The organism is Hyalangium versicolor (genome assembly GCF_020103695.1).
GTDB lineage: Bacteria > Myxococcota > Myxococcia > Myxococcales > Myxococcaceae > Hyalangium > Hyalangium versicolor.
In genome coordinates, this window is record NZ_JAHXBF010000012.1 from 258,932 (window position 1) to 282,368 (window position 23,437).

General features: G+C 67.5%; 19 protein-coding genes. 7 read left to right on the forward strand and 12 right to left on the reverse strand.

The genetic code is table 11. The annotated features are described in order from the left end of the window. Positions 1–26: 26 nt before the first annotated feature. A complete protein-coding gene (locus KY501_RS25425; RefSeq protein WP_224365999.1) occupies positions 27–1,127 on the reverse strand; it encodes an MJ1255/VC2487 family glycosyltransferase in 1,101 nt (366 codons plus the stop codon). Between the two features lie 60 nt (positions 1,128–1,187). On the opposite strand from KY501_RS25425, the gene KY501_RS25430 reads away from it, so the two are divergent. Both KY501_RS25430 and KY501_RS25435 read left to right on the forward strand, forming a co-directional pair. Further along, positions 1,188–1,499: a hypothetical protein gene (locus KY501_RS25430; RefSeq protein WP_224366000.1), complete on the forward strand. Its 312-nt coding sequence runs from the start codon at positions 1,188–1,190 to the stop codon at positions 1,497–1,499. Between the two features lie 128 nt (positions 1,500–1,627). Continuing rightward, on the forward strand, positions 1,628–2,521 hold the full coding sequence (locus KY501_RS25435; RefSeq protein WP_224366001.1) for a LysR family transcriptional regulator: 894 nt from the start codon (positions 1,628–1,630) through the stop codon (positions 2,519–2,521). A 4-nt stretch (positions 2,522–2,525) separates the two neighbouring features. Here the strand turns inward: KY501_RS25435 and KY501_RS25440 are convergent, their stop codons facing one another. Further along, positions 2,526–3,623 carry an isoaspartyl peptidase/L-asparaginase family protein gene (locus tag KY501_RS25440; RefSeq protein ID WP_224366003.1) on the reverse strand — a complete coding sequence of 366 codons (1,098 nt, stop codon included), beginning with the start codon at positions 3,621–3,623 and terminating at the stop codon, positions 2,526–2,528. Positions 3,624–3,818: 195 nt separating this feature from the next. Here KY501_RS25440 and KY501_RS25445 point away from each other — a divergent pair, with 195 nt between their 5' ends. The 3 genes from KY501_RS25445 (at position 3,819) to KY501_RS25455 (ending at position 8,778) form a co-directional block, all read left to right on the forward strand. Next, positions 3,819–5,642: a two-component system sensor histidine kinase NtrB gene (locus tag KY501_RS25445; protein WP_224366005.1), complete on the forward strand. Its 1,824-nt coding sequence runs from the start codon at positions 3,819–3,821 to the stop codon at positions 5,640–5,642. A 187-nt stretch (positions 5,643–5,829) separates the two neighbouring features. Beyond that, positions 5,830–8,235, forward strand: a complete 2,406-nt coding sequence (locus KY501_RS25450; protein ID WP_224366006.1) for a sensor histidine kinase — start codon at positions 5,830–5,832, stop codon at positions 8,233–8,235. Between the two features lie 72 nt (positions 8,236–8,307). Next, positions 8,308–8,778, forward strand: coding sequence for a GNAT family N-acetyltransferase (locus KY501_RS25455; RefSeq protein ID WP_224366008.1), 471 nt, complete (start codon positions 8,308–8,310; stop codon positions 8,776–8,778). On the opposite strand, the gene KY501_RS25460 is transcribed toward KY501_RS25455, so the two are convergent. The 7 genes from KY501_RS25460 to KY501_RS25490 all read right to left on the reverse strand — a co-directional run bounded on the left by KY501_RS25460 (position 8,735) and on the right by KY501_RS25490 (position 16,683). Beyond that, the gene (locus KY501_RS25460; protein WP_224366010.1) at positions 8,735–9,562 is read right to left on the reverse strand and encodes a polysaccharide deacetylase family protein; all 828 of its coding nucleotides are present in this window, start codon (positions 9,560–9,562) and stop codon (positions 8,735–8,737) included. The two genes, KY501_RS25455 and KY501_RS25460, sit on opposite strands and share 44 nt — an antisense overlap. Before the next feature lie 81 nt (positions 9,563–9,643). Beyond that, the gene (gene rsmB, locus KY501_RS25465) at positions 9,644–10,960 is read right to left on the reverse strand and encodes a 16S rRNA (cytosine(967)-C(5))-methyltransferase RsmB (RefSeq protein WP_224366012.1); all 1,317 of its coding nucleotides are present in this window, start codon (positions 10,958–10,960) and stop codon (positions 9,644–9,646) included. Further along, entirely contained in the window at positions 10,957–11,841 is an 885-nt protein-coding gene (locus KY501_RS25470) for a type II 3-dehydroquinate dehydratase (protein ID WP_224366014.1), read from the reverse strand. The genes rsmB and KY501_RS25470 overlap by 4 nt, the downstream gene beginning before the upstream one ends. Before the next feature lie 33 nt (positions 11,842–11,874). Beyond that, on the reverse strand, positions 11,875–12,828 hold the full coding sequence (fmt, locus tag KY501_RS25475) for a methionyl-tRNA formyltransferase (protein WP_224366016.1): 954 nt from the start codon (positions 12,826–12,828) through the stop codon (positions 11,875–11,877). A gap of 180 nt (positions 12,829–13,008) precedes the next feature. Further along, entirely contained in the window at positions 13,009–14,430 is a 1,422-nt protein-coding gene (locus tag KY501_RS25480; RefSeq protein WP_224366018.1) for a hypothetical protein, read from the reverse strand. Between the two features lie 204 nt (positions 14,431–14,634). Then, positions 14,635–15,993: a sigma 54-interacting transcriptional regulator gene (locus KY501_RS25485; protein WP_224366019.1), complete on the reverse strand. Its 1,359-nt coding sequence runs from the start codon at positions 15,991–15,993 to the stop codon at positions 14,635–14,637. A gap of 87 nt (positions 15,994–16,080) precedes the next feature. Next, positions 16,081–16,683 carry a signal protein gene (locus KY501_RS25490; protein WP_224366021.1) on the reverse strand — a complete coding sequence of 201 codons (603 nt, stop codon included), beginning with the start codon at positions 16,681–16,683 and terminating at the stop codon, positions 16,081–16,083. 106 nt (positions 16,684–16,789) lie between these two features. On the opposite strand from KY501_RS25490, the gene KY501_RS25495 reads away from it, so the two are divergent. Beyond that, positions 16,790–18,382, forward strand: a complete 1,593-nt coding sequence (locus tag KY501_RS25495; RefSeq protein WP_224366024.1) for a HEAT repeat domain-containing protein — start codon at positions 16,790–16,792, stop codon at positions 18,380–18,382. Positions 18,383–18,485: 103 nt separating this feature from the next. Next, a complete protein-coding gene (locus KY501_RS25500) occupies positions 18,486–18,836 on the forward strand; it encodes a hypothetical protein (protein ID WP_224366026.1) in 351 nt (116 codons plus the stop codon). A 2-nt stretch (positions 18,837–18,838) separates the two neighbouring features. Here the strand turns inward: KY501_RS25500 and KY501_RS25505 are convergent, their stop codons facing one another. The 3 genes from KY501_RS25505 to KY501_RS25515 all read right to left on the reverse strand — a co-directional run bounded on the left by KY501_RS25505 (position 18,839) and on the right by KY501_RS25515 (position 23,384). Next, entirely contained in the window at positions 18,839–20,215 is a 1,377-nt protein-coding gene (locus tag KY501_RS25505) for a hypothetical protein (protein ID WP_224366027.1), read from the reverse strand. Then, positions 20,212–22,044: a hypothetical protein gene (locus KY501_RS25510; RefSeq protein WP_224366029.1), complete on the reverse strand. Its 1,833-nt coding sequence runs from the start codon at positions 22,042–22,044 to the stop codon at positions 20,212–20,214. The genes KY501_RS25505 and KY501_RS25510 overlap by 4 nt, the downstream gene beginning before the upstream one ends. 257 nt (positions 22,045–22,301) lie before the next feature. Further along, positions 22,302–23,384, reverse strand: coding sequence for a HEAT repeat domain-containing protein (locus tag KY501_RS25515; RefSeq protein WP_224366031.1), 1,083 nt, complete (start codon positions 23,382–23,384; stop codon positions 22,302–22,304). Between the last annotated feature and the right edge of the window lie 53 nt (positions 23,385–23,437).

The window sequence follows — 23,437 nt, forward strand, 5'->3', positions numbered from 1 at the left end:
GCCTGCTTGCCTCCTAGGAGCCCGGCTCAGTCCAGCTCCGACAACTCCGCCCGCCAGTGGCCCCGGTGCTCGTAGGCACGCGCGAGCTGCTCGCGCAGGGCGGCGATGATCTTCGTATTGCCCTCCTGCTCGTAGCCCTTCAGCGCCTCCTGGCTCGCCGGCACCCGGGACAGGAATTCCTTCAGCGCCTCCAGCGTGAGCTGCTTCGTGTACATGCCGTACCCGAGCTTCTCCAGGTACAGCGCGTTGATCACCTGTTCGAACTGTCCCTCCACCGGGATGGAGAGCAGGGGCTTGTGCAGGTACACCGCCTCGCTCATCAGCGTATAGCCGCCTCCCGCCACCACCGCCCGCGCCGTGCGCAGATCATCGATGAAGCCCTTCTCGCTGAAGGGCCGGTACATCAGGTTGCCATCCACCACGTCCTCGGAGATGTCCCGGCGCAGGCCGTAGATGCGGCACGGCAGCCCGCTCTGCTTGAGGATCTCCGGCAGCTGCGTGTTCGTCGTGGACGTCTGGTACACCAGCAGGTGCTCGCCGGGTTCGGACTTCGCCTCGAGGATCTCCGGGCGAAGGATCGACGGCGCCAGCGTGGTGCGCTCCTTGCGCACCGGCGGGTAGAAGAACGTGGTGATGAGGTAGTGGAACGCCCCTGGTAGCTTGGCCTTCACGATGGCGCGCGTGCCCTCGTAGGCGTCCTCCCACCCCGCCAGCAGCTCCGGCTCGTGCTTGCAGCGGTTGATGATCTGCATGTTGTCCACGCTGATCACCGGCAGCCGGTGCACCTTTCCGAACATGTAGCTGAAGGACTCGAAGTCGCTCACCACGACGTCCGGCTGGAACTTCTCCACCAGCTCGAAGTACTGGCGGATGTTCTGCGGCCAGCCCGTCACCGCGCCCTGCAGGTTCTGCAGCACCGTCTGCCACTTGCTCACCGCGTTGCCTTCGTAGGCCAACGTGTAGCCCCAGATGCCATGCACGTTCTGGAAGCGCTTGGACAGGTAGTCCCTCGCCCGACCGGAGACGACGATGTGGACCTCGTGCTCCTTCGTGAGCTCCTCGAGGAGCACCCGCGAGCGCGTCGCATGTCCCATGCCCTCGCCAACGACACCGTAGAGGATTCTCATGGCCCGACAGCATACGGCAGGATGTGGCGCACGTGACCGAGCGGTGATAGCTCCCTCGCCATGAGCCCCGCTCCGGACAGCTCGGGACAGCCCACCCCCTCCTCCCTGGGTCGTGCCGCCTTCCTGGGGCTTGCCTCGGGCATGGTGTTCGGCGGGCTCTGGCTGCTCGTCCTCGGCCTGCGGGGCATCTTCCTCCCGTTCGACTGCACGGGCCTGAGCAAGAACGAGTGCGATCTGCGCGTCGAGGCCCTCAGCCATGTCGGCCGCGTGCAGACGCTGTGCGGCGGCGCCCTCATCGCACTCGCGCTCGCACTCTATGTGTTGCTGCGCCCCTACCTGAACCGTCCGCCAGCGCAGCCCAAGCAGCCCTGAGCCTCCGAACTCCCTCCTGATCTTTCGGACAAGGGGCCTGCGAGCGAGCAGACGCAGTGGCGCGCTGGCGTAAGGAAAGCTAATTACCCCTAGCCTAATGCTCGGCCTTCGGTATAGGAGGCGCCCTTATGCAGCTTGAATCCCTGAAGATGTTCTGTGACGTGGTGGAGACGGGCTCTTTTTCTCGCGCCGCTCAGCTCAATCACGTGACGCAGTCGGCCGTGAGTCAGCAGATCCGTGCCCTGGAGAACCGGTACGAGCAGAAGCTGCTGTCTCGCAGCGCGCGCCAGGTGACGCCCACTCCGGCGGGCGAGCGCCTGTTCCGGGGGTGCAAGGAGATCCTCGCCCGCTTCGCCGAGGTGGAGACGGAGATCCGCGAGCAGTCCACCGAGGTGGCCGGCACCTCCACGGTGTCCACCATCTACTCGGTGGGCCTGCACGAGCTGCAGAGCGTGCAGAAGCAGCTGTTGAAGACGCACCCCAAGGTGAACATGCGCCTGAACTACCGGCGCAATGATCAGGTGTACGACGACGTCATCCTCGGGGCGGCGGAGATCGGCATCGTCGCCTACCCGCAGCCGCGCGCGGGCGTGGACATCCTGCCCTTCCGAGACGACAAGCTGGCGGTGGTGTGCGCGCCCGGCCACTCGTTCGCCACCAAGTCGAAGGTGAGCCTCTCCGCGCTGTCCGGCGTGCCCTTCATCGCCTTCGATCGCGAGGCCCCCACGCGCAAGGCGCTGGACCGGCTCTTCCGCGAGAAGAACCTGGACCTCAACCCGGTGATGGAGATGGACAACGTCGAGACCATCAAGCGCGCGGTGGAGATGGGACTTGGAGTGGCCATCCTCCCGCTGTCCACCTGTCACGCCGAGGTGGCGGTGAACTCGCTCGTGGTCAAGCCGTTCGCCGAGGGGCCCGTGTCCCGGCCCATCGGCCTGCTCATCCGCAAGGGCAAGTACCTGGATCGCGCCTCCGCGGCGGTGCTCGATGCCTTCAAGCTGGCCGCGCAGTTGGAGGAGTAGCCGCCTACTCCTGGAAGATGGCTACGTGGGGCGTGCCGTCCTCGCCCATGTAGCCGCGATACATGCCGGGGGAGTTGAAGGGCATGGCCACGTTGCCCTGCGCATCCATGGCGATGACGCCGCCCTCCCCTCCGGCCTTCACCAGCACGTCCATCACCATCGCGTTGGCGGACTCCTGCAGCGGCAGTTGCTGGTACTCCATGCGGGCGCAGATGTCTCGAGCCACCGTGTAGCGGATGAAGAACTCGCCGTGCCCCGTGCCCGACACGGCGCAGTGCGCGTTGGCGTAGGTGCCCGCGCCGATGATGGGTGAGTCCCCCACGCGGCCATAGCGCTTGTTCGTCATGCCGCCCGTGGAAGTACCCGCCGCCAGGTTCCCCGCCTGATCCAGCGCCACGGCGCCCACGGTGCCGAACTTCTCCTCGCCCGTGGCCGGATCCCGGCTCGGCTGGAGCGACGAAGGCTTGCCCGGCGAGGCCTTCTCCTTCTCCAGCGCCTTCTGCAGCTGCTCCCAGCGCTCCTCGGTGCGGAAGTACTCGGCCGGAACCAACTCGATGCCCTGCTCCCTGGCGAACGCCTCCGCGCCGTCTCCCACCATCATCACGTGCGCGGAGTTCTCCATGACCTTGCGCGCCAGATCGATGGGGTTCTTCACGTGGTGGAGCCCCGCGACGGCGCCCGCCCGCAATGTCCTTCCATCCATGATCGCGGCGTCCAGCTCGTTCTGCCCATCATGGTTGAAGACAGCTCCCTTACCGGCGTTGAAGAGAGGCGAGTCCTCCAGGATGCGAAGGGCTGCCCCCACGGCGTCCAGACTGGAGCCTCCACGCGCGAGGACAGCGTGCCCGGCCTGGAGTGACTCGGTGAGCTTGGCTCGATAGGCTGCCTCCTTCTCGGGCGAGAGCATGTCCCGGCGAATGACTCCCGCGCCGCCATGAATGACGATGCCCCACTGGGGCTTGCGAGCAGGCGGGGCCTCGGTCGCCAGGGCTGCCTCGTCCCTCGCACTGGCCTGAAGGGAAGCACATCCCACCAATGGCAGCGAAAGCATGAGTACGCGGACAATGATCCGAGGACGCAACGCGGCAGATAGAGCAGACATGCGCGGCGTTATCCCACTCCTCTCATCTCCTCGCAGCCGAAATCATGGAAATCATTGGTGAACATATGACTCAGTGATTCAGTTTATCTGCGATACATCTCGGGCGTTCTCACGAATGCTGCTCCGTACATCATGGTCTCCTCATCATCCCCCGAGCCGGCACGGGACTCGTCCCCCGAAGAGCCTTCGTGGCTCTTGAGCTGGCTGGACTCGCTCCTCTCGGAGGAGCTCCGTGGCGCGCCCCCCACGGAACTCGTCCGCTACCGCGTCATCGTCGGCGCGGCCTGCTTCCTCATGGGGCTCACCACCCTCTTCATCCTCTCCAACGTGCGCACGCCGCTCCGGGCCCTTCCCGGCATCTTTACGAATCTCGGCTTCATCGTGACCCTGCTCGTGGCACGCAAGGCACGAGCCCCCTTGCTCCCCGCTCTGCTCCTGGTGGGGACCATGTCCGCGGGCGTCGTGGCCACCATCTTCTCCTCTCGCTCTCCGGGGAGCAGCGTGCACGTCACGACCATGCTGCTGCCCGCTCTGGCGGTGTACCTGCTCGGGCAACGGTGGGGCCTGCTCGTCACGTTGATCCTCGCCCTCCTCTTCATGGTGGCCCACCCGCTCTACCTCCTCCATGTCGGCATCGTCCGTGTGGACCCCGCGACGACCCTCTGGTCCTCGCACTTGTTCGGAGCCCTCGCCTTCATCGGAGCGTGGTGGCTGTTCTCGTTGAGCACCACAGCCCGAGACGCCGCGCAGACTTCGCTGGAGCGGACGTTGAAGGTCCTCCGCGAGAGTGAGGGCAAGCTGAGCAGCGTCATCGAGAGCACCGATGACATCGTCGTCTCGCTGGATCCCCAGGGGCGGGTGATCACCGCCAACCAGGCCGCGAAGCGCATGTATACGAAGCGCCGCGGCATGCCGCTCGAGGAGGGGCAGACCCTGCTCCCAGAGCAGGGGACGGATCGGGCCACGCTGTGGCAGCAGCGCATGGCCCAGGCACTCCGGGGCGAGCGCCTGCGCATCGAGGAGGAGCACACCTTCGGGGATCGCCACCTGGTGCTGGACATCAACATCAGCCCCATCATCGGAGAGGGCGGCCAGCCCGCGGGGCTGACCATCTTCGGCCGGGACATCACCGCCCGCAAGGAGGCCGAGTCCCGCCTGGGCGAGATGCACCGCAACCTGGTGGATGCCTCCCGCCAGGCGGGCATGGCCGAGGTGGCCACGGGCGTTCTCCACAACGTGGGCAACACCCTCAACAGCGTCAACGTCTCCGCCTCCATCATCACGGATCGGCTGCGCCAGTCCCGGCTCAACAGCCTGGCCAAGCTCACGCAGCTCCTGCGCCAACACTCCGCCGACTTCACCTCCTTCCTCTCTCGAGACCCTCAGGGCCAGAAGATCCCCAGCTTCCTCATCGCCTTGTCGGATCAGCTCCAGGAGGAGCGGGAGTTCGTCCTCGAGGAGATGAGTTCGCTGACCGGGAGCGTGGACCACATCAAGTCCATCGTCAGCATGCAGCAGAAGCACGCGCGGGCCGCGGGCGCGGTGGAGGAGGTGGCGGTGCCCCAGCTCATCGACGAGGCGCTGCGCCTGCACGCCGTCTCCTTCGAGCGCCAGGGCATCCGCATCGAACGGGACTATGCGTCCGTCCCCCCCATCCTCGTGGACCGCCACAAGCTTCTTCAGATCCTCATCAACCTGTTCAGCAACGCGCGGCACGCACTGGTGGACAGCCAGAAACCCGACAAGCGCCTGACGCTCCACGTGCACCCCGCGCCGGGAGGAAAGCGGTTGCTCATCGAGGTGGAAGACAACGGCACGGGCATCTCCCCGGAGCACGTGGCGCGCCTCTTCACCCAGGGTTTCACCACGAAGAAGGAAGGCCACGGCTTCGGCCTGCACATCAGCGCGCTGGCCGCCACGGAGATGAAGGGACGGCTGACCTGCAGCAGCCCGGGCCCCGGCCAGGGCGCCACCTTCACGCTCGAGCTGCCACTGGAGCCCGAGGCCTCCAGCCCTTGAGGGCCGCCTCCTACCCTGTAGGCGGACGTTCATGGTGAACGCAGCTCTCGGCAAAGCGGGTGGCTGGCGTTGCCTACTGAAGGCCCCAGCCGTAGCCCCCCTGTTTGGACCGCAATCACCCCCTTGACCTGGGGACGCGGCGATCTGAAGGTGCATCCCGAGTCATGCGTTCCGGGGGGGACGCACCATGTCCAGTCCTTCACAGCTCCGAGGGGCTGCGGTCGCGCGTTTCCTGAAAGGAATCACGGCGATCGTCAGCCCACTGATTGGCATCCTGGTCCTGGTGGGTTGGGCGCGGGGTATCCCTGCCGCGATGTCGGTGATACCCGGGCTGTCCAAGATGGCACCCAACACCGCGCTGGGGCTCATCTTGAGCGGCGTGGCCCTGAGTCTGCTCCACCCACGCGCGCTGGCGCCTGCCCGGAGGGCGGTGGGGGTGGCCTGCGCCGGGGCGCTCATCCTCCTGGGTGTACTCACGCTCTTGCAGGTGCTGCTCATCCCCTGGTTGGGCTCCCAGAACGTGCTCCTCTTGTGGGCGAACGGGCCGGCACAGAATGCGCCTCCGCTGACAGCTCCCAGCACCGCCCTCAGCTTCACGCTGCTCGGGGGCACGCTGCTGTTGCTCGGGCGAGAGGCGCCACTCTCCGCGTACTGGACGGACACGCCCATCATCTGCGTGATGCTCGTGGCGCTGTTCGAGTTCAATGGCAGGCTCCACGGCGCCATCGCGGACAGTCCCGACGCGCCCTACGCCGGGGGCATGGGACTGCACACCTCCCTGGTGCTGATGCTTCTGGGGGCCAGCATCCTGTGCACCCGGCCGGAGAAGGGGCTGATGGGGCAGCTCACGCGAGACACGCTCGGCGGCTTCCTCGCTCGCCGGCTGGTCCCCGTGAGCATCCTCGGCCCGACGCTGGTGGGGGTGGTGCTGGAGTTGTTCCACCGGGAGGACATCTTCAGCCTCCCCACCAAGGCCGCGCTGTTCTCCACCGTCATGAGCCTGGGAGGCGCGGCCATCGTCTTCTTGTCGGCCCAGGCGCTCAACCGCATCGACGTCGAACGCCGACATGCGAACGCCTCGCTCCGGGCCTCCGAGGAGCGCTTCCGCGGCCTGCTGGAGACAGCGCCGGAGGCCGTCATCACCGTGGACGCCACCGGGCACGTGCGCTTCGTCAACGCCCAGGCGGAGCACCTGTTCGGCTACCCGCGTGAGGAGCTGATCAGCCAGGACGTGGAGCAGCTCGTCCCGGGACTGCTCCGGGAGATGAGCCCCCTGTGGAGCACCGTGTCCGCCTCCGCGTCCCCGGTCCACAACCCGGGCCCACGGGTGGCCCTGCGCTCCCGGCACAAGAGCGGCAAGGAGCTGCCGGTGGAGGTGATCCTCGGCGTCTTCACCATGCCGGAGGGGACGACCGTCACCGCCCTCATCCGGGACATGACGGAGCACGAGCAGTACCTGGAGGGACTGCAGATCGCCCGCGCCGAGGCGGAGCGGGAGCGCGCCCTGCTCGAGGCCGTGGTGGAGCACGCCCCCGTGGGCATCTTCTTCGTCGATCCCACGACGGACGAGATGCGGCTCAACGCCTCCTTCCAGAACATGCTGGGCGCGGATCCTTCCCCCCAGCGCACCCAGTACCTGGGAACCCTCCGGCACCCGGATGGCAAGCCGGTCCGATTCGAGGAGCTGCCCTCCACCCGAGCCCTGGAGGGGCAAGACGTCCCCCCCGAGCGATACGTCTTCAATCACCCGGAGGGCCCCGTGCCCGTGCTCGTGTCCGCGGCGCCCGTGCGCGTGATCACGGACGAGATCCGCGGCGTCATCGTCTGCATCCAGGACATCTCCGCCCACGAGGAGCTGGAGCACCTGCGCGAGGAGTATGTGGGGCTCATCTCCCATGATCTGCGCACGCCCCTGCAGAACATCCTCCTGCGCTGTCAGCTCCTCCTGCGCTCGCTCCAGGCCAAGGGACTCACCTCGGAGGTGACCGCGGCGGAGGCACTGCTGCGCAATACGCGGTGGATGAGCGGCATGGTGGAGGAGCTGCTGGAGGGCTCGCGCTTCGAATCCGGCCAGGTGGAGCTGCACCTCGAGCGGATGGATCTCAGCCGCTTCATCGAGGAGGTGATCGAGCGGGATGTGCCACCGGATGCGCGCGAGCGGCTGCGGCTCGAAGTGGCCACGCCCGTCCCCTGGGTTCCCGTGGACGCCCCCCGGCTGGAGCGCGTGCTGGTGAACCTGATCACCAACGCCCTCAAGTACAGCACCGCCGGGACTCCCGTCGTCCTCCGGCTGGAGCAGGAAGAAGGCATGGCGCGGATCTCGGTGATGGATCAGGGCAAGGGGCTGCAGCCCGAAGAGGCCGATCGCCTCTTCACCAAGTACTACCGCACGCACGAGGGCCGGCGCGTGGAGGGCGTGGGGCTGGGGCTCTACATCAGCCGGCTCATCATCGAGGCCCACGGCGGCCACATCCGCGTGGACAGCACTCCGGGCAAGGGCTCCACCTTCCACTTCACCCTGCCCCTGGCAGCGGCCGGGCGGGACGAACGCCAGCAGCGGGTGGCGGATGGGAGACCACCGCAGTCCTCTTGAGAACGAAGTCTCTCCGCCTGCTCATTGCGCCTTCGCCCGGGCCGCGCGAGCCTGCAAAGGTTGGAGGCACCCATGTCACGCATCCGCCCCGCCACGCCCGCAGATCTCTCCGCCCTGGGCACCGCGCTCGCGCCGCTGCCGCTCTTCCAGGCCTACCAGCTCACCGCCTCGGCGCTCACCCAGCGCTTCGAGTCCGCGCTCCAGCGAGGCGAAGGACTGCTGCTGGCGGAGCATGAGGGGGCTCCGGTGGGCGTGTGCTGGTTCATCGCTCGCGGCGCGTTCGCCTCGGGGGCCTACCTGCGCACGCTGGCCATCCGCGAGGGGCTCCAGAGCCAGGGGCTGGGCGCGGAGCTGCTGCGCGGCTATGAGTCGGGGAGCAACAACCCGCCAGGGGGCTGGTTCCTGCTCGCGTCGGACTTCAACGCGGGCGCGCACCGCTTCTACGAGCGCTACGGGTACCGCGAGGTGGGCCGGCTGCCGGGCTTCGCGGCTCCGGGCGTCACGGAACGGATATACTGGAAACCGCGTCCCGCAGCGGGCTGACCGGCCACGGATCATTGCAGAGTGGCGGCGGGCGCTCCTTCAACATCTGCCCCACCGTCACCAGCTCGTAGCCACGCTTGCGCAGGCCCTGGATGATCTCCGGCAGCGCGTCCGCCGTGGGGAACTGCTTGTGGTTGATGTGCATCACGATGATGCTGCCTGGCCTGGCCTGCTTGAGCACCCAGTTCACCAGCTTCGGCTTCGTGGCGCGCTCGTCCGGATCGCCCGAGGCCAGATCGAACTCGATGGTCGTCAGCCCCGCCTGCCCCACCACCGAGGCGAGCCGCGTGTCGAACTCACCGAAGGGCGGCCGGAAGTACTCGGGGATGACGCCCGTGAGATCGTAGATCTCCGCCTGCGTGTGGAGCAGCTCGTCCAGCGCCTGCGCGGGCTTGAGCTGCGTCATGTGCTTGTGCGTGTACGAGTGGTTGCCCAACTCGAACAGCGGGTTGCTCGCCAGCTCGAGCACGGTCTGCGGGCTGTTCTTCACCCAGGAGCCACTGAGGAAGATCGTCGCGGGCGTGCGCGTCTGCTGGAGGATCCGGGTGATGCGCTCGTCGTACGCGGACCGCGTCGGGCAGGCGTCAAACGTCAGCGCCACGCGCATCTCGTTGCGCAGGCCGTTGTGCACCACCGGAGAAACGAAGGACGCGATGGGCTCGGGAGGCTCCACCTTCACCTCCTTCGGCGCGGGAAAATCCTCCACTGGGAGCACCACCGGGACGCAGCCCGAGGCCAGCCCCATCCCCACCACAGCCACCACTGTCCGCAGTCGGACACGCATTGCCCCATAAGTATCGTGAACAGGGCGTTTGCGCGAAGTAGGAGCGTGTGTGCGTACGCCCCCGAGGGAATGGACACACCGTCAGTAGAGCTTTCGCAGCCGGGCGGCAAAGAAGCCATCCCAGCCTTCGGGGCCAGGCAGGGTGCGAAGCCAGGCCTGATTCAGGGGCAGCTTCAGCCCGGGGAGCACGGGGGGTTCGGACGTCCACTCCGGGTGGCTGCGCAGGAACATCTCCACCTGGTCCTGCCCCTCCTGCGGCTCGGTGGTGCACACGGCGTAGACCAGCAGGCCTCCAGGCGGCACCACCTCCTGGCAGTTCTCCAGGATGCGACGCTGGAGCGCCGCCAGCCGGCCGATGTCCTCCTCCTTCCGGCGGTAGCGCAGCTCCGGGTGACGGCGCAGCGTGCCCAGCCCGGAGCACGGCGCGTCCACCAGCACCGCGTGGAACTCGCCCAGGTCCTCCGGCAGCGGCACGGTCGCGTCATGCGCCACCGCCTTCAGCCTCTCGGTGAGCCCCAGCCGCTTCGCCTCGGCCTGGATCTTCGGCAGCTTGTTGGCGTGCAGGTCCGTGGCCACCACCTCGTGCACCTCGGCCAGGTGGCACGACTTGCCGCCCGGTGCCGCGCAGGCGTCCCAGACGCGCGCCGTCTCCGGGATGGCGCCGTACACGCCCACCAACTGCGCCGCCTCGTCCTGCACCTGCCAGAGCCCCTCGGAGTAGCCGTACACGTCCTCCAGCCGTCCCACGGGTGGCAGGGTGATGCCCACGGGGGACACCGAGGTGGGCTGGACCTCCAACCCCACCTCACGCAGCTGGGACAAGAGCGACTCGCGCGTCACCTTCGCGGTGTTCACGCGCACGACGATGGGCGGCGTCTGGTTGTCCGCCACGAGCATGGACTCGGCGCGCTCACGGCCGAAGTGCCGCAGCCAGCGCTCCACCAGCCACTTGGGATGGCTCTCCCGAATGGAGAGATACTCGGCGATGTCGCTCTCCGGAGGCAGCGGCGGTCCCGGCAACTCCGCCAACCTGCGGAGGATGGCGTTGACGAAGCCCGCCGCTCGCGCCACGCCCAGATCCTTGAGGGCCTGCACCGTCTCGGCCACGGCGGCGCGCGCGGGGATGCGCGTGTGGAAGATCTGGTAGGCCCCGATCCGCAGGGCCGCGAGCACCCGATCCTCCATGGAGTCCAGCTTCCGGTCCGCGAAGCGGGAGATGGCGTAGTCCAGCGCGAGCTGCCGCCGTGCAGCCCCGTAGGCCAGCTCCGTGACGAGCGCCGTGTCGCGCGAATCCTTCAGCGGCGACTCCGACAGCATCGTGTCGAGGACGACGTTGAGGTAGGCGTCGGTGGCGCGCACTCGCGCGAGCACCTGGATGGCAAGAGAGCGCGCGCTCATCCTTCGAGCTGGGTCATCATGTCCACGAGCTGCTCATCCGAGAGGCGGCTCGCGGGCAGGGTGGAGAGGGTGAGTGTCTGCAAGTTGTCCTCGAGCATGTCGCGGTAGCCGCTCTCGGCGGGAGCGCCGCGTTGGACTTCCATGTACTGGGTACGCGCCCAGGTGGCCAGCCCCGCGGGCGTCAGCTTGCCGGAGAGCCGGTCGGCGATCTTCTCTCGCACCAGCGCCCGGGTGAGGAGGTTGGCCGCGGGCGTCTCCTTCGAGCCGCGCCCGATCGTCTTCTCCTTCTCCGCCTTCGCCGGTTTGTCCGCCGCTTGAGCCTTGCGGCCCAGCGTCTTGGCCACCCCGCCCGTCTCGGCCGTGCGGGCCAGCGCCTTCGCGGGTGCCGCAGCCAGACTGTCCGCCTTGCGGCCGATGGTCTTCGCCTTCCCGGGCGCCGCCGCGGCCTTGGAGCGCTCACGGCCGGAGATGAGATCGCCCTGGGCGAAGCGATCGATGGCCTGGAGGTACGAGTCAAAGCCCTTGCCGGACAGCTGCGCCGCGCACGCCTCCTTCAGCACGGACTGTTTCGCCCGCGCGCCGTCCAGGTGGACCTCGATGGCAGGCACGCCGATGGCCTCCAGGGCATCCCTCAGCGGGTACGAGCCGAAGAGGCCCGCGGGGTTCACCACCACGCCATCGATGATCCGGCGCTCGGCGTGGAGGGTGTCGATGAGCACGCCCTCGTGGTTGGACTGAACGATCTTCAGCTCGATGCCGTGGCTGGCGGCCCGGGAGCGGAGCGCGCTGTTGAGGTCCTCGAACCGTCCACCCACGGAGTTCTCCCGCTCACCCAGTAGGTTCAGGTTCGGCCCGTGCAGCACCAGCAGTCTCGTTCCCATCCGCGTGTCTCCTTCTTTTCGCTCCAACAGCCCTCAGCCCTTGCTCTCGACAGGCGCCGAGAACGGCTGACTCCCCGGCGCCAGCCTCCGGCCGGTGAGGAACTCCGCGGCGCTCATCACCCGCTTGCCCTCCGGCTGGACATCCAGGAGCACGATCGAGCCCTCGCCACAGGCCACCTCGATTCCACCCGAGTCCGCCGACAGCACGGTGCCAGGAGTGCCCCGCCCCGAGCCCACCTTCGTCCGGTGCACCTTGATGCGAGCGCCGTTCAGCCCGGTGAAGACGCCGGGCCAGGGCGTGAAGGCGCGCAGGCGTCGCTCCAGTTCCACCGCGGGCCGGGTGAAGTCCAGCAACCCGTCCTCCTTCTGGATGATGGGCGCGAGGACCATCCCCTCGGAGGGCTGCGGGACGGGCTTCAGCTCCCCACGCAGGTAGGCCGGGAGGGACTCACGGAGGATGTCTCCGCCGAGCCGGGAGAGCTTCTCGTGGAGGCTGGCGCTGGTGTCGTCCGGAGTGATGGGCAGGCGCTTCATCGCGATTACCGGTCCGGTGTCGAGCCCCTCGTCCATGCGCATGAGGGCCACGCCCGTCTCAGAGTCTCCGTGAGCGATGGCCCACTGGATGGGAGCGGCGCCGCGGAAGCGAGGCAGCAGCGAGGCGTGCACGTTGACGCAGCCGTGGGGCGGCACCTCCAGGAGGTCCTTGGGGAGGATCTTCCCGTAGGCCGTCACCACGCACACGTCGGGCGCCAGCTTGCGCAATTCCTCGGCGAACGGAGGGGTGCGCAGCTTCTGTGGTTGGAACACCGGCACGCCGCGCTCGAGCGCCAGCGCCTTCACGGGGGAGATGGCGATCGCGTTGCCGCGGCCCTTGGGCTTGTCCGGCTGGGTGACGACGGCAATCACATCGCCGATGTCAAAGCAGGCCGAGAGCGACGCCACGGCGAACTCGGGCGTGCCCATGAAGACGATCCGGGGTCTGCTCATGAGGGGCTGGGGTCCTGGTCCAGAGGTCATCAATGCTCGGCGGACCATACCGCCCCGAGCCTGGAATGGAACCCGGGAACTCACCGGGAGCATCAGCCCTTGAACAAGCAGGGGCCTGGACGCGGCAAGGCCGGACACGGGGAGTCCCGGTCCGGCCTGCTCGCTGCGTCAGAGACGGGCTCAGGCCACGAAGGTGCGAGCCATCAGGTGCATCGGCCGGGGCTGCAGTTCGTGGGTCATCTCGCGCAGCATCTTGCGGTAGTCATTCAGGGCAATGCCGCTGTCGCCGTGGGCCTGGGCCGCCTTGGCGTACTTCTCGTAGGTGGCCAGGACCTTCTTGGCCTCGGGAGAGAGCTTGTTGGAGTGCGTCTTCGCCCAGTCCGCGAACTGCTTGAACTCGTCGGTGGCGGACTTGCCGTCGAAGTCACCCACGCCCTTGCGGATGGCGTTGAGCATCTGCCGCCCGGAGACGTGGCCGCGCACGTGCGAGAGGTCCGCCAGGGCCTTGGTGGCGCTGGCGTCGCGCACCCCGTTCATCTCCTTCACCATCTGGCGGTAGTCCTTGTCGGAGATGCCGCTCTGGCCGTGGGCCTGCGCCGCCTTGGCGTGCTTCTCGTAGATGCCCAGCACTTCCTTGGCCTCGGGGCTCAGGCGCTTCTCGTTCTTCTGCGCCCAGTCGGCGAACTGCTTGTATTCGTCCGAGGCGCCCTTCCCGTCCGCGTCGGAGATGCCCTTGCGGATGGCCGCCGCCATCTGGTCCCCGTTGATGGGGCCCTGGGCCTTGTCCAACCCGGCCAGCGCGGTCTTGGCGCTCACATCCTGGACTCCGTCCATCTCCTTCACCATCTTCTTGAAGTCCGAGTCAGGCAGGCCGCTCTGGCCCTTGGCCTGTGCGGCCTCCGCGTGCTTCTTGTAGATGCCGAATACCTCCTTGGCCTCGGGGCTCAGCCGGCTCTCGTTCTTCTGTGCCCAGTCGGAGAACTGCTTGTACTCGTCCGAAGCGCCCTTCCCGTCCGCGTCGGAGATGCCCTTGCTGATGGCATCGGCCATCTGGTCACCGGTGATGGGGCCCTCGGCCTTGTCCAGCCCGGCCAGCGCGGTCTTGGCGCTCACGTCCTGGATGTTCTTCATCTCCTGGACCATGTTCTTGAAGGCCGTCTGCGGCAGACCGCCCTGCCCCAGCAGATGGGCCGCGTCCGCGTACTTCTTGTAGACGTCCATCACCTGCTTCGCCTCGGGGCTGAGCCGCGACTCATTGCGCTGGGCCCAGTCGGAGAACATCTGGAACTCCTCCGAGGCCGCCTTGCCATCCAGATCGCCCACGCCCGCCTCGACGGCCGCGGCCATCTGGTCACCCGTGATGGGACCCTGGGCCTGATCCAGTCCCCACAGCGCCACCAGCGAGCTGGCGTCCGGGAGCGCGGGCGGCGTGATGCCGGTGTTGCCCGAGAGGGCCCGCTTCTCGAAGCCATCGCTCTTCACAGGAGTGCTGGCCGAAGCCACCAGGTTGCTCTTGGCGGAGACGAGCGTGGGCTTCACGTCAGTCTTTCCCATCGAGGTCGGGGCAAACGGCAGGGGCAGGTGGCTATCGGGGATCCGCATCGTTCTCTCCAGGGGGTGAATCAGCTGCCCCTGCCCATTGCGGCTCACGTGCCACGCTTCTGTGTTCTTCCTCGCGAGCGCATTTCACTGTGATTCCAAGCGCTTACGAACGGACCAGCAGAAACCATCCGTGGTAACAGCAGTCATCACCGAGGACCGCAGTTACCAGCGAGAGATACCAGGGGCCGAGCGCTCGACGGCACTTCAAGGCGCGTCATCGCCGCCCTGCAGGCCGTGCTTCTTCATCAGCTTGCGGACGTAGAGCCGGGCGATGCCGGCCTCGCGGGAAGCTCGCGAGATGTTGCCCCCGCAGCGCTCCAACAGGCTCTTGAGGTAATCGCGCTCGAAGCCCTCGATGAGCCGCTCCTTGGCTTCCTTGAAGGGCAGCTCCTTCTCCTGCGAGCCCCGAGGCGCATGTGCCCGGATCTCGAGCTGCGTGGGCATGTCGGGCAGCGCCACCTCGCCCAGGCTCACCACGCGCTCCACCACGTTGCGCAGCTCGCGCACGTTGCCGGGCCAGGGGTACTGGGCCAGCAGGGCCCGCGTCTGCTCGGACAGGACGCTGGGCGGCTTGCCCATCCGCTCCAGCACCGTGTCCACCAGCAGGGGAATGTCCTCCTGACGCTCGCGCAGCGGAGGCAACTGCACGCGCAGCACCGCCAGCCGGTGGAACAGATCCTCGCGGAAGCGCCCCTCCTTCACCGCCTGCTCCAGGTTCACGTGCGTGGCGGACACCACCCGCACGTCCACCTGGCGGTACTCGTTGGCCCCCACCCGCTTCACCTGACGGCGCTCCAGCGCTCTCAGCAGGCGCGGCTGCACCTCGAGCGGAAGCTCTCCCACCTCATCCAGGAAGACAACGCCCCCACTCGCCCGCTCGAAGGCACCAGCCCGATCCGTGTTCGCGCCCGTGAAGGCCCCCTTCACATGGCCAAACAGCTCCGACTCGATCAACGAGGGGGAGATCCCCGCGAGATCCACGATGATGAACGGGCCGCTCCGGCCGCGCCGGCTCTGGGAATGGATGGCCTCGGCGCACAGCTCCTTGCCCGTGCCCGTCTCGCCCTCGATGAGCACGTCCGCCTCCCCGTTGGCCGTACGCTCCAGCAGGGTGAAGGCCTCGCGCATCTTGCGGCTGTGGCCCACCAGCGCGCCGAACTGGCGGCTCGCGGAGGAAGGGATGACGCGCTCGAGGGAGTCCTCCGGGACGAGCTTCAACTCCGTGGTCCCCAGCTTGAGGATGGCTCCCGGGCGCACCTCCAACTCGGTGAAGCGCATGCCCTCGCAGAACGAGCCATTGCGCGAGCCCTTGTCGATGGCCTTCACGCCGTCTCCGCGCACCTCCAGGACCAGGTGCTGCCGGGACACGGTCCGATCCTTCAGGACGATGTCACACGAGCGATCCGTGCCGATCCGGCGGTATCCGATGGGGAGCGCGTGGCTCTTGCCCGCCTCCGGTCCGGACAGCACCAGCAGCTTCACCCGCAGGGGCTCGAGCCGGAAGTTCGGCAGCGTGGCGGTGCGGGGCCGCCTCTCGTCATCATCCTCTTCCTGAGACCCCACGGCCCCGGGACCTTAGCGGGTCTACCGGCCCCTTGGGCAGTTCCCGCGAAGCCGAGAGCCCCTCTCAGCTCCTGAGAAGGGGGCGGCTCAGCGCGTGGGGACCACGGGATGGTTGCCGCTGACAGGCTTGTCCACGGCCTCGCGCTTGCGCGAGTGCAGCTCCTCGAGCACCTTGAGCGCCGCGCGGGCCTCGTCGCTGGTGGCCAGCGGTTGGAAGACGGACAGGGCCTGGCTGAGCGCCCGAGCCTCGTCCGCCTCACGCGCGCGGATGCGCTCCACCGCGTGGCTGAAGCGGTCGAAGAACTTCTTGAGCTCGTCGTACTTGCGCAGCGGGCGCAGCCGCGGGTAGTGCCCGGCCGCCAGCGCCTCCACGTAGAGATTCATCACGTGCACCGGCCCGGCCACCCGGTGGGTGAAGACGAGCCCGAACAGGCCCAGCGCCACGGAGGTGCCCACCACCGCCAGCACTGTGAGCCAGAGGATGGTCATGCCGGCGAAGCCCTCGGAGCCCGAGCCCGCTTCGAGCGCCGCGGTGTGTGCCCACCACGTGAGCCCACCGAACAGGGCAATGCTCCCGGCACCGATGGAGGCCAGCATGAAGATGTACTTGAGCTGGAACTCTCGATCGATGAGGTACGTCCGACGCTTCCAGACGCGCTTCTGTGAACCAATGACTGTGTCTGAGGACATTGTCGTTGACCAGCGTACCTCAACCAACCGGGCAGGTTTGACCCGTTCTTTCAAGCGGGGGTACGACGGAGCCACCCACCCGCCAGACCGCAGCCCAGGAGGCCCCATGCCCCGCTGTCTCGCCGCGTTGAGCGTCATGCTCGTACTCGCAGTCCTCCCGGGGTGTAAAGGCGATCCGAAGACGCCCGAGTATTGGGAGAAACGGCTCTCAGGAGCGAAGCGGGCGGACGGGCGGATTCAGGTGGTGGAGTCGCTGCGCACCTCCGGCAACCTGCAGGAGGGCTTCCTGCCCATGCTGCACGCCAGGCTGGCGGCGGAGAAGAAGCCCGAGGTGAAGGCCGCCCTGGCACGGGCCATCGGAGATTTGAAGAGCCCCACCTCCCTGGAGCCGCTGCAAGCCGCGCTGGATCCAAGCTCCGCGGACTCGGAGACGGCTCTGGCCAACAAGGAGCTGGCGGCGGTGCTGGGCCGGCTGGGAGACCCGAAGGCGGCGCCCGCGCTCGTGGGGCTGCTCCGCAACCGGGACAACTACACCCGGGTCGAGGCGGTCCAGGCCCTGGGGCTGCTGCGTGCGCCCCAGGCCGTGGAGCCGCTGGTGCAGATCGCGTCGAGTGATGACAACGAGACCTTCCTCCAGAAGAAGGCCATCGAGGCACTGGGCCGCATCGGGGACGCGAAGGCCGTGCCCATGCTGATGCGGATGCTGACGAAGGAGCGCCCGGGCACCTCCTACTATGCGGAGAGCGCCCTGGCGCTGTACCAGGTGGGCACCCCCGCGGCGGACGCGCTGCTGGCGGCGATGGAGGGCCGGGACGCGGAGCTGAAGACCTGGGTGCAGCAGCACGGCGTCCATCCGGCCAGCTACGCGATGAAGGGCGCGCAGATCCTGGGATATCTGAAGGACCGGCGCGCGGAGGCGTCGCTCCTCAAGCAGTTGTCGTTCACGGATTCGAACGCCCAGGTGCAGGTGCTGGTGCGGATGCAATCGGCGGAGGCCCTGGGGAGGATGCGGGCGACGGCGGCAGTGCGTCCCATCGCGGCGCTGGCCTCCGAAGAGGATCCCATGGTGCGGGCCGCATATGTGCGCGCGCTGGTGCTGCTGGGCGGGCGAGACGCGCTGCCGGCGCTGGAGAAGGCGGCGGGCCAGGGAGACTGGTACGCGCGCGAGGTGGCAATGAGGGCCGTGGCGATGCTGGGCAACGCGCAGGAGCAACCACTGTTCACGAAGTGGGCGCAGAGCGAGCCCGCGTTGGCCGCCAAGGAGTGCCAGGAGTACGGAGGCGACGGCTGCGACAACCCGGAGGCGCTCGGGCTGAAGCGCGGGGAGACGATCCTGCGCTACGGCAAGGTGCTGGAGGCGGCGAAGGCGTGCAGCGCCGACCCGGGCTGCTGGGCGCAGAAACTGGGGGACAAGGAGCCTCGGATCGTCGAGCGGGCGGCGCTGGAGCTGGGCCGTACGGGCAATCCGCAGCATGCAGCGGCCATGGCGGGACGTCTCTCCGAGAAGGATCCGGAGACACGCGCCGCGCTCGTCCAGGCACTGGACTGGATGGTGGGAGACTCGAAGGAGTCGGCGGCGAAGGCTCGCGAGGCACTGCCGAAGATCGAGGCCCAGCTCGCGGACGAGAAGGGCAACCGCACCTTCGCGGACGTGAACGAGGATCTGCGCAGGCTCGCCTTCCGGCTCGAAAGGGCCTGAGCGGGTAGGAACTCCGCCGCTCGCCTCCTCGCCTGCCCTGGCCTGTCGTTGGGGAATGGATGCCTACCTTCCCCCGGGGACGATTCGAGAAGGAGGAGGCACCATGACGCGGCACGGATGGAAGGGTTTCGTTGTGGCAGGCCTGCTGGGGCTGACGGGGCTCGCCATGGGCTGCTCCGAGCGCGGCAAGGCCGAGGTGCGCGAGAGCGCCCGCCAGGTGGGCCAAGAGGTCGGCAAGGCCACCGAGGACGTGAAGGAAGCCGGCAAGGAGGCCGCGGACGGCTTCCGCGAGGGCTGGGGCGGCTCGGGCACGGACAAGAATATCGGTGACGGCAAGATCGGGGACAAACCGGGCGTCATCAATGACGGCGAGGGCCCGTTCGAGCAGCACGATCAGCGCGGCGACCACAACATCCTCAAGGATGGTGAGGGCCCGCTCGAGGGCCATCACTAGCCTCAGTGAGAGGAGCTGGAAGAGGAAGCGGAGTTGCTTCCCTCCCGGTGCCGCTCGGCCACGCGGTACAGCTGCGTGAGGGAGAAGTCCAACAGGGACTGGGACGAGCGCATGTACTTGTGGGCGCGGACGAACGGCAGCCACACGCGTTGGCCGACGCGCACCTGGGTCTCCTCCAGCTTCTTGCGAGGGATCCACTGCCCGCCGAGGTAGCGCACCAGCACCTGGCCCAGGTAGGCCCCGACCGTCGGTACAGCCCTCTGGTCGATGTGCTGGCGCTCGAAGGTTTCCGGAAAGCGCTCCACCCAGAACTGGAAGTCCACATCGGTGAGGGACTCGGGCGTCTGCTCGAAGACGGAGGGGACCTCGGTGTGCAGGAGCGCCACCAGGTACTCGGCCAGCAGCGAGTAGTGCTCGATCGCCGCCTTCGTATCCGGCACATCCGAGGGCAAGGCAGCGTTCGCTGGGAGCCATTCCTCGGGCTCTGGAGGCTGGTAGGCGTTGAGCTCGGCGATCCTCCGTTGGCGCTTGCTGATACCGACCTTGTTCAGCAGGCGCGTGAGCAGGGGCGCCACGTCCGGGTGGAAGAGCTGGTCCACGGGGATGAAGGCCGCGTTGCGCTCGTGCAAGGCGCGCAGCACCGTGTCGTAGTCGAGTTCCGGGCGCAGGTGAACGAGAGCGCGAGCCTGGGCCTGACGGGCTTCCTGGCGAGTGAAATCCGCGGCGGTGGGCCATGTCACCAACAGCACCGAGCCATTGGGCAACTCCTCCACACGATGGGCTGGAGTAGACAGCATCCGATCTCGGCCCACCTGAGCCACCAGCCGAGGGCCAAACACGTTCAGCCAGCACACCTCATAGATCTTGTCGAAGCCATCACGCCGAGCGATGGCCTTGTCACGTCCGTAATAGGGCGCGTCTGCCAGTTGCTCATCCGCTCCACTGTGGGCCGATGCATAGAGCACTGGGTAGTGAGAAGACCAGGCACGCACCAACTCCACGAGCTTGCGGCAGGGCTCTTCCTGCGTAAAGAAGGTGAGCGGCTTCACGCCCAGGCTGACACTCAGCTTCCGGGGAACCTGCTGGAGCCCGAAGCTGAGCGCCATGTCCAGGAAGGGCTCTGTCGTATGGTAGAGCCCGCAGCCTGAGCCGTATTCATCACGGCGTTCCTCGAGAGCCTTCCAGACAGCGGCGCGCATGTACCGACGCCGCCGCTTGCCTTCCACAAAGTCTGGCAACCATTCCCCGGCATGGGTCTCAAGCGCCTGGAAAAAGGGCTCCAACGCGAACTCGACCTCCATCTGCGGTTCGAGGATGCCATCCCAATAGAGATCGAGACCATCCTGCCCATTCGAGTCTTGGAGTGTCAGCGACTTCATCGGAACAGGATCTCCACTCCCGGAAGCCTTGCTTGCACCTGGTTCACCGCAGTCTCCAGTTCCCTTGGGTTCCCAGGCAAGAGTTCGCCCCCCTGATAGACAAGACGGACGTTCTGGACCTGCACGCGGCCCTTGAGAGAGGGCCGCAAGATCTCGAGTGTGCCGCCGTAGTAATCCAGGGCAGCACGTGCATCCACCCTTATCTGTTCCCGCAGAGGGTCGCGTTCCAATGGCGCGAGGTAACGGCTCTTGAAGCTGAAGGTCTCTACTCGAGGAGACTGGCCGACAGGAGGCTGCTTCTCGATGATGAGCACGTCCGCGTAGCGGATACCGGGCACCCCCGGCTTCGATACACCGACATGCACCTCGATGCGGGGTAGGTTGAAGCCCTGAAGCCACTGGCGCTGTGTCACCGGCAGGAGAGCATCCGCGCGCAGCAACTCGACCATGAACCGCTCAAAAGCCAGCCCCCGAGCGAATGCTCCTCGCATCCACTCATACGCTTCCCATCTCAGCGGCCCTGCCCTGGCAGCACCCCGCTCGAGCTCCGAAAGCCTGCGCTGCCGGTAGGTAAGGTATTCATTCCACAGCGCGTAGCCTTCCGGTACTCCCGGAGGTGGAGTGGAGAGCGTAGCGCGCAGCTTGTGAAGCAGCGTCACGTCCGCGGGCAGACGCGGCCCCGTAGCTTCCAGCTCCGCCTGCAGGAGCTTGGCTTCCACCACCTGCGTGCTGTAACCGGCTGCCTCGTCCACCAGCGACGCCACCCCACTCACCGCTCCGCTCGGGGTGACCCTTGGCTCAGGGGCTCCCGCGCGCTCGGGGCGGGCCTCGGACAACCACGCCTGCGCCCGAGCTACATCGCCGCGCGCCTCATACAAGGCCACGGCGGCTGGCTCTCCACCAGCGCCCACGAAGACGGCGGCTTCCCGGCTGGCTCGAATGTAGCGAGACAGCTCCGCCAGGCTGTCCACGCCCAGACGCTCAGTCACCTGCCACGCGACCCGCCTCAGGGTCTCCAACCGAAGTTCCGGCAATGAAAGCCGTGCACCCGCCCCTCTCGTCTCCGCCAGGTACCGCGCGCCCTTGCCTCCGGCATACAACGCCACCAACAACGCTGCCGGAGCCAGCTCTCTCGTGGCCTGCTCGTACTGGCCCTGTGTGAGGTCCCCCAACCCGTGCGCCGTACCAACAGCCAGATGGTAGAAACCCAAAGGCACGCCGAAGGTCAGCTGATCGATGGCTCCCAGCGCCATGCGGCCAGGGGCGTAGTGCTCGCGCATCAGCTCTCGTTCCAGCGATGCCTGTGCCCGCTGATAGGCTGGGGGCAGTTGCCGGAGTTGCTCACTCATCCGCTGGTAGCGCGCTCCATCGCTCGACGGGCTGCTGTTAAGCGCATCCGCGGCGGCTTGCCCGAGTCCTCGCAGCACGTCTCCAGGCACCTCGCCCCGCTCCGGGTAGTCCGAGAGCTTCAGCCCACGCCGACCCAACTCCCGGCGCACCGCTTCCATGGGCCCCAATGTCTGACCCAGCTGCTTGTCGCGAGCCAACAACCGCAACAGTTCGTCCAACTCGTCGTCATAAGCCGTGTGGATGATGAAAAGGGCGAACACCTGTGCGTAGGCGCCAGAATCCCGCACGGCATCGAGCAGAAAGGCGGCCCTCTTTCGGGTGAGCACCCGTGAGGCCCGAGCATCCACGAGTGGACCCAGCGCTCCCAACCTCACCGCGCTCCAATCTCCCAGCCGCTCAACCACCCGCGCCATGTCCACATCGCGCTGCAACGCCAGGTAGTCCTCCACCGAGGCGCATGCCAGCAACGGCGCCAACACCTCCTCCTCACTGGAGTCCTCTGTGGGCCAGCCCTCCGTTACCAGAGTTCGTCCAGATGGGAGTCCGCAATACCGGACACGCTGGCGGTAGGCATCCGCAGCATCAAGTGTCCCCGACACTGTGGCGCAGCCTGTGCCCATCAGCAGCAGCGCGCTCAGCCATAGCGCCCCAGCGCCCCGTCCCAGGCACACCCAAGCCCAAGCCAGATGCGTGCTCATCAGATGCTCCCTCAATCCATGGAGTGCTTCACGCTACGCTACTTCGAACGGGCGCGAATCCGGCCCGCGGCGTACTCAGCCTTACGCCGCAGCCGGGTTCGCTCCTTGCGCGAGAGGTCGGGCACCTGCCGGGGCTCGAACAGGTCCAGCAGTTCGAGAATGCGCGCGTCGCCAATCTCGGCGAGGCTCACGAGCACCGCCTCCAGGAGCGAGCAGTCCTCCGTCGCCAGGAGCACATGGAAGAGCGAGATGGCCGCATCCGCATCCCCGCACCGGCCCAGGGCCCAGGCCGCCGCCGCCCTCACGCTCGGCTCCACATCCTCCTGCAACCGTTGAATCAGGTGCGGGACGGCGTCTCTCTCGCCCAGAGTGCCAAGCGCCTCACACAAGGCCCGGCGGACACCCGGCTCGGGATCCGAGAGCCGCACCTCGAGCATGATGCTGGCGTACCGTGGCCGGAAGCGCCCCACGCACCCGACGGCGGCCGCACGCACCTCCCGATCCGGGTCATTGAGCTGCTCGACAGCAAACTCCGCCGCCCGGCCATCACCGATATTCGCCAGACACCGGAGCACCGTGGCCCGAGCGTCCGCCTCGGCTCTCATGCCCAGCTCGATCAACGCGGGCACCGCCGGAGCCCCCAGCTTGTGCAGTGCAGCAGTGGCCGCCATCCGGAGGTTCAGGTTCTCGTGCCTGAAACAATCGAGCAGCACGGAAAGGGCCCGGGCATCTCCCAACGCTCCCAACGCCCGGAGCGCCTCATACCGCACCCACGGCAGGGCCCGAGAGGAGCCCGCGATCGGCGCCAGCACCTCCACCGCCAGTGCGTCCCGGGCAGAGGCCAGGGCCTTGCCCACTTGCAGGCGCGTCTCGAGCTCGAACGCCCAGACCTGGGGACGCAACGCCGCCACGGCTTCGGCGCTCCCCACGCGGCACAGCATCTCCGCGGCCCAGTTGCGCACCTGGGGCTCTCGAGCGCTGAGCTCCTCCACGAGCGGAGCCACCGCTGCATCTCCCAGCAAGAGCAACTGCTGCTCACGCCCGGCGTCACGCAGGTTCCGCAACACTCCCGAGCGAAGGCGTTGGATGAGCCAGGACGCGAGGCGCGGACGATCCAGCATCCGGGCAGTCTCGCCGATAAGGAAGCGGCAGGGCGAGGGGCCGGTAGATATCC